The organism is Streptomyces sp. NPDC002573 (assembly GCF_042889625.1).
Taxonomy (GTDB): Bacteria; Actinomycetota; Actinomycetes; order Streptomycetales; family Streptomycetaceae; genus Streptomyces; species Streptomyces gibsoniae.
The window spans coordinates 73,014-80,025 of the sequence record NZ_JBIARC010000040.1; the positions used below are offsets into that span (position 1 = coordinate 73,014).

Below are 7,012 nucleotides of genomic sequence, written 5' to 3' on the forward strand. Positions count from 1 at the left end.
TCGGGTCGGGGCTCGTTGTGCACTCGGGCGGGTTCAGCGCGGCAGCTCGTCGACGCGCAGCTCGGGTCGGTCGGCCAGTGCCTCAAGCAGCGTCCGGAACCTGGCGGCCCAGGCGTGGACGCGGGCGTCGTCGAAGAGGTCCGTGCGGTAGTCGAAGTCCAGGCGCAGTCCGCCGTCGTGCTCCAGGGCGTCGAGGCGGAAGTCCGTGAGCGCGAACCGTGTGGGCACGGGCCGGTACTCGGCCCGGAGCCCGTCGAAGTCGGGGCAGGGGGCGGCCCGGTCCAGGTTGAAGACGGTGCGCAGCGGCAGCGGGAAGGCGGCGGGGTCCGCGCCGAGCGCGTCACGCACCCGGGTGAACGGCACCTCCTGGTGCTCGAACGCGGCCAGCACCGCCTGCCGGGTGGCCCGCAGCTGGCCGGCGAGGGTGGTGTCCGCGGCCAGGGTGCTGCGCACGGGCAGGAAGTGGGCGCAGTAGCCGACGGCCGAGTCGCTGTCCTTGAGGGAGCGGCCCGCCTGGGGAGTGCCGACGACGATGTCGTCTTGGCCCGTCAGTTCGTGGACGAGCAGGTTGTACGCGGTGAGCAGGGTCATGAACAGGCTGGCCTTGTGGGCCCGTCCGGCCTTCTTGACCGCGGTGAGCGACGCGGCGTCGAGGGTGGTGGTGAAGCGGGCGCCGTGGTGGGTGCCCGGGTCGCCGTCCCGGTCGCGGTCGGTGGGCAGCAGCGTGTCGGGGAAGCCGTCGCGGAACCTCTCCAGCCAGTACGCCTGCTGTTCGGCGAGCTCGGGCCGCCGCCGCTGCTGCCACTGCACGATGTCCCGGTGCTGGAGGGGACGGCCGAGCGTCGCGGGGGTGCCGCGGCGTTCGGCGGTGTAAAGGGCGGCCAGCTCCTCGGTGAGGACGGACACGGACCAGCCGTCGGAGACGATGTGGTGGGCGAGCAGGGCCAGTTCGTGCAGATCGTCGGCGAGCCGGAGCACGGCGATGCGCAGCAGCGGCCCCTCGGTGAGGGAGAACGGCCGCGCCATCGCCTCCCGCCACCAGGCCTCGACCGCCTCGTCCCGCCGGTCGGCGGGGACCTCGGCGAGATCGACGGTCTCGACCGGGATCTCGACGGCGGCCCGCACCTCGGCGGTCCCGTTCGCGCCGCCGTCGGGGAAGACCGTGCGCAGCGCCTCGTGGCGGGCGGCCAGGGCGGCCACGGCACGGCGCAGCGCGGGCAGGTCGAGGGGACCGCGCAGCCGGATGTCCTCGGGGACCGTCCAGGAGGGCGCGCCCTCGGCGGCGGCGCGCTCCAGGGCCAGCAGGGGCCGCTGCTCCTCGCCGAGGGGGACGGAGCGGGCGGCGGCACCGGGGGCGGGCGGCAGGAACTCCCCCTCGCGCATGGCCGCGACGGACTCCCTGACGGCGGTGACGATGCCGTCGATGTCCTCGTCGGTGTGCGCGGTGGACAGGAAGCAGGTGCGCCCCTCCCAGAGGTAGATGCCCCGGGTCAGCAGATGGAAGTGGAACACCTCGATCTCCAGCGGCTGGTACGCGTAGCTGGCGTTGCCGCGCCACGCGAACCGGAACACCGAGGAGAAGTGCAGGACCCGGATGGGCACCTCCTCGGCCTCGAAGAAGGCGTTGAGGGTCTCCGCGAGCCGGGTGGTGCGCGCGGTGAGGGCCTCCTGGAGCCCGGGGCCCTGGTCGCGCAGATGCCGCAGGATGCCCCGGGCACTGGCCATGGCCAGCGGATGCATCTCGAACGTGGACCCGATGTAGGTCTTCTCGCTGTCGGGGTCGGGGCCCGGACCGTCGGCCCACACCCCGCCGTCGACGCGGTCCAGGTACTCGCCCCTGCCGGCGACGACGCTCACCGGCAGGCCGCCGCCGACGACCTTTCCGTAGGCGACGAGGTCGGCCTGCACCCCGAAGTACGCCTGCGCGCCGCCCGGGTGGACCCGGAAGCCGGTGATCACCTCGTCGAAGATGAGGGGGATGCCGAGCCGTGCCGTCAGTTCCCGCAGTTCCTTCAGGAACTCCGCGGGCTGAAGCGCCGGGTTGCGGCTCTGCACGGGCTCGACGAGCACGCCCGCCAGCTCGTCGGCGTGCTTCTCGATGGTCTTCAGGGCCGAGGCGGCGCCGTAGGTGAGGATCAGCGGGTCCTGGGCGGCCTGCGGGGAGATGCCGGGCGCCATCGGCACGGAGTGCGTGGGGTCGCCGAGCACGTCCGGCAGGGCCAGCACCCGGTCGTCCTGGCCGTGGTAGGACCCGGAGAACATCACGAACCGGGAGCGGCCGGTGGCCGCCTGGGCCATGCGCAGGGCGCCCCGGACCGCGTCGGTGCCGGTCACCGCGAAGAACAGCCGCTCCACGCCGGTCATCTCGCACACCAGCTCGGCGACCTCGTCGGACAGCGACGAGATGGGGCCGAGCTGGAGGCCGTGGCCCAGCCGGTCGGCGACGGCACCGGCGACGAAGTCGGGGTCGTGGCCGCACAGCAGCACGCCGACGCCCATGGCGATGTCGATGTACTCGTTGCCGTCGACGTCCCAGAAGTGGGCGCCGTGCGCGCGCTCGCCGATGACGGGGTACGACACGGAGCGGGTCTCGGGCCGCACCGACCGCATCCGGGTGTCGGCCCGCCGCGCCCGGTGGTCGACGGCCCGCGCCAGCGAGCCCGCGGTCCGCTTCTTGTACGTGTCCAGCAGCTCGTCCAGGTGCGCCCGCTGGAGGGGGGTCAGCTCCCGGGGCGGCGCGGCGGCCGGGGCGGGGCGCCGGGCGGCGTCGGGCCGGACGGTGGGGGCCGGTGCGAGGGCCGTCTCGCGGCGGGGTGCGGGGAGGGTGGCGGTGGTGGCTGCGGGTGCGGGTGCAGGTGCGGGCAGCACGGTGGGGGCGGTCTCACCGTGCCCGGCCAGTACCTCCAACTGTCGCTGCATCACCTGGAGTTGCGCCGCCATCAGCTGGGCGAGGCCGCTGCCCTGGTCCACGCCGGCGGCCGGGAGGACGGGCAGGGCGGCGGGGGCGGGAAGCTGCGCCGGGGCGGGCGCGTCGCCCGGAAGGGGGTGCCCGGCCGGGACGTGGGCGTCCAGGTGCTCGGCGATGGCCTCGGGGGTGTCCAGGTCGTCGAAGAGACGGCCGACGGTGAGCGTGATGCCGTAGAGATCGGTGATGTCCTGGATGATCCGCACCATCAGCAGCGAGTCCGCCCCGAGGTCGACGAGGGTGGTCCCGGGCGTCATGTCCGAGACCTCAATCTCCAGTCCGGCGCCCACGCGTTCGCGCAGATCGGCGAGGATGCGCTCGCGCCGCCCGGCCTCGCCGGCCGGCGCGGGGGCGTACACCTGGGGCGAGGCTTGCTCAGGCACAGTGGGCTCTTCTCTCCGTGCGAACCAGTGGGGAGTGCGCTGGAAGGGATACGTGGGGGCGGGCACACGACGGCGCGGGTACGGGCCGTCGAACGCGGCCCAGTCGACGTCCACGCCCGCCGTGTACAACTCGGCGACGCTGTACAGCAGTTGCTTCCAGTCGTCGCGCCCCTCCCACAGGGAGGACGGCCAGCGCACGGCGGGCCCGGTCCAGTTCTGCCGGCCCAGCAGTTGCAGCACCGGCTGCGGACCGATCTCCAGGATCGCGCCGCAGTCCTCGCGTGCGAGGGCGGCCATCCCGTCGGAGAACCGGACCGGCTCGCGCATATGACGGCACCAGTAGGCGGCGTCCACCGCGTCGACCGGTGCGCCGGTCACGTTCGAGATCATCTTCACCCGGGGCGCGGTGTAGGTGACCTGCGCGGCGGCGTTCTCGTACGCGGCAAGCGCGGGCTCGATCATCGGGGAGTGCGGGGCGTGCGGGATGCGCAGCGGGCGGCCGTCCAGCCCCCGGGCCCTCAGCGCCGCGAGCGCCTCGGCGACGGCGTCGGCGGTGCCCGCGATCAGGGTCTCGCGGGGCCCGTTCAGCCCGGCGACGCCGACCTGTCCGGCGAAGGGTTCGAGGGCCGGTACGACCTCGTCCGCCGGGGCGAGGACCGCCGCCGTGGCACCGCCCGAGGTGGTGTCCTCGATGAGCCGGGCGCGCCGGGCGACCAGCCCGAGCCCGTCCTCCAGGCTGAAGAAGCCCGCCACACAGGCGGCCGCGTACTCGCCCGTGCTGTGGCCGAGCACGACCTGCGGCTCGACGCCCCACGAGCGCCACAGCTCCGCGAGCGCGTACTCCAGCGCGAAGAGCGCGGGCTGGGCGTGCGAGGTGCGGTCGATCAGGCCCTGCCCCGGGCCGCCCGGCCTCGGGTACAGCACGTCGAGCAGCGGGACGTCCAGGAGTTCCTGCCCGCGCAGGATCTCGTCGCAGGTCTCCAGGGTGCGCCGGAAGCCCGGGTGCGTGTCGAACAGCAGCCGGCCCATCCCCTCGTACTGGGAGCCCTGGCCGGTGAACAGGAACGCGACACCCGGACGTGCGGGGGCGTGGCCCGACGAGACACGGGCGCGGCGCCCCTCCGCGTAGGCGGCCAGCAGCCCGGCCGCCTCGGCGCCGTCGGCCGCGGGGACCGCCAGCCGGTGCGGGTGGACAGAACGCGCCGTGCCGGCGGTGTGGGCCGCATCGGCGAGCGCGGGCGCGCCGGGGCCGGTCAGGAACGCGGCGTACCGGCCGGCGAGTTCGCGCAGGGCCTCGGGGGTGCGGGCGGACAGCGGCAGTACGTGACGGGGGCGGTCGGGGACCTGGGGCGCCTCGGGTGCGGCGGGGTCCGTGGGGACCGTCGCGGCGGGGGTGGCGGGCGCGGGCGCGGGCTCCAGGACGACATGGGCGTTGGTGCCGCTGAAGCCGAAGGAGCTGACTCCGGCGGCGCGAGCGCCCTCGGGCCACGCCCGCAGCTCGGTGGGGACCTCCACGGGCAGGTCCGCCCAGGGGATGTGCGGGTTGGGCTCCTGGAAGTTGAGGTTGGCGGGCACCTGGCCGTGCCGGAGCACCTGCACCGCCTTGATGAGGCCGGCGGCCCCTGCGGCGGCCTCCAGATGCCCGATGTTGGTCTTCGCGGCGCCGATCAGCAGCGGGCCCGCCGGGCCCCGGTCGGCGAAGACCGTGCCGAGCGCCTCCACCTCGATGGGGTCACCGAGCTGGGTGCCGGTGCCGTGCGCCTCGACATAGCCCACCTCGTGCGGCGCGATCCCGGCGTCCGCCAGCGCCGCCCGGATGACCTCCTGCTGGGCGAGACCGTTGGGCGCGGTCAGTCCGTTGGTCCGTCCGTCCTGGTTGACCGCCGTGCCCCGGATCACCGCGTGCACCGGGTCACCCGCCGCGACGGCGTCCGCGAGCCGCTTCAGTACGACGATGCCCGCACCCTCACCGCGTGCGTAGCCGTCGGCGCGGCTGTCGAAGGTCTTGCAGCGGCCGTCGGCGGCGAGCGCGGAGCCCTTGCAGAACGCGATGAACGCGTCCGGCGACAGCATCAGGCTGGCCCCGCCGGCGAGCGCCATGTCGCACTCGCCGGAGCGCAGGCTGCGGACCGCAAGATGCACGGCGACCAGGGCCGACGAGCAGGCCGTGTCCAGGGCGAGGCTAGGGCCGCGCAGCCCGAGGTGGTAGGAGAGCCGGCCGCTCGCCACGCTCAGGGCCGTGCCCGTCACGTCGTGCATCTCCACGGAGTGCGCGGCCGAACGCTGCATCTGGTGGAGGTACTCGGCCTCCGAGATGCCGACGAACACACCGGTACGGCTGCCGCCCAGCCGGCGCGGGTCGTGCCCGGAGTCCTCCAGCGCCTCCCACGCCACTTCGAGCAGCAGCCGCTGCTGCGGGTCGAGCCGTTTGGCCTCGCGCGGCGAGATCCCGAAGAAGCCCGTGTCGAACCCGGCGACATCGTCGAGGAAGCCGCCACGGCGGCAGTACATACGGTCCTCGGCGCCGGGGTCGGGGTCGTAGAGCCCGTCCACGTCCCACCGGCCGGCGGGCATGTCCCCGATCGCCTCGCGACCGGTGCGCAGCAGCTCCCAGTAGGCGTCCGGGTCAGGGGCCGACGGCAGGCGGCAGCCCATGCCGATGACGGCGATCGGCTGCGACCGTTCCTGTTCGAGTTCACGGACCCGGGCCTGCAGTCCGCGGATGGCGGTGAGCGCCTTGCGCAGTCGGAGCGCGTCGTTGCTGTCGTGGTGGTCGGTCACGGCGTGGCGTCCTCATCGTCGTTCAGCAGCAGGTCGAGTTCGCGGTCGACGAGCGCCCGCAGGTCGTCCAGGGGCAGGGCGTCCGGGCTGCCGGCGGCGTCGGGGCCGTCGGCGGCGTCGGGGCCGTCGGCGGCGTCCGCCGTGCCGGGGGCCGGCGCGGGTGCCGCCGGGCCGCCGGTCTCCGGGTCGAGGCCGAGCTGTTTCTCCAGATGGGCCTGGAGCTGTTCGACCGTGGGGTGGTTGAAGGCGACGGTCGAGCCGAGCGAGACCTCCAGATCGCGCTGGAGGCGGTTGCGCAGCTCGACGACCATCAGCGAGTCCATGCCGAGTTCGGAGAACGTGGTGTGCCCGTCGACGCGGTATCCGGCGGGCAGCTCCATCAGGGTGATGAGCTGCCGCTCCAGATAGCCGCGCAGCAGCCCGGAACGCTCGGCCGCCGGCGCCTGCGTCAGCCGGGTGCGCCAGGACTCGGCGCGGGCCGGGGCGGACTCGGCGCCGTCACCGGACCCGGCCCGGCGGGGACGGTCGGGGCCGACGGTCGGCATGACGCCGATCTGGGCGACGGGGGCGCCGAGGAGGGCCATGAGCGCGTCGGCGCCCTGCTCCGGCGGGATCATCGCGGTGCCGGTCCTGGCCATCCGATCGGCCATGTGGGCCGCCATGCCGACCTCGGCCCAGGGGCCCCAGTTGACCGAGATCCCGGGCAGACCGTCGGCACGGCGGCGGGCCATCAGCACGTCCAGGAAGGCGTTGGCGGCCGCGTAGTTGCCCTGGCCGCCGTCCTCCAGGAGGGCGGCGACGGAGGAGAAGGCGACGAAGAAGTCCAACGGCACCTTCCGGTCCCGCACCACCCGGTCCAGCTCCCCCGCACCCACCACCTTCG

General features: G+C 74.4%; 2 protein-coding genes. Both read right to left on the reverse strand.

Translation table 11 applies throughout. The annotated features are described in order from the left end of the window. Positions 1-33: 33 nt before the first annotated feature. Positions 34-6,129, reverse strand: coding sequence for an aminotransferase class III-fold pyridoxal phosphate-dependent enzyme (locus ACFYX0_RS30875; RefSeq protein WP_388974958.1), 6,096 nt, complete (start codon positions 6,127-6,129; stop codon positions 34-36). Continuing rightward, on the reverse strand, positions 6,126-7,012 hold an 887-nt coding region (locus ACFYX0_RS30880; protein ID WP_388974961.1), incomplete at its 5' end, for a beta-ketoacyl reductase. The genes ACFYX0_RS30875 and ACFYX0_RS30880, both read right to left, overlap by 4 nt.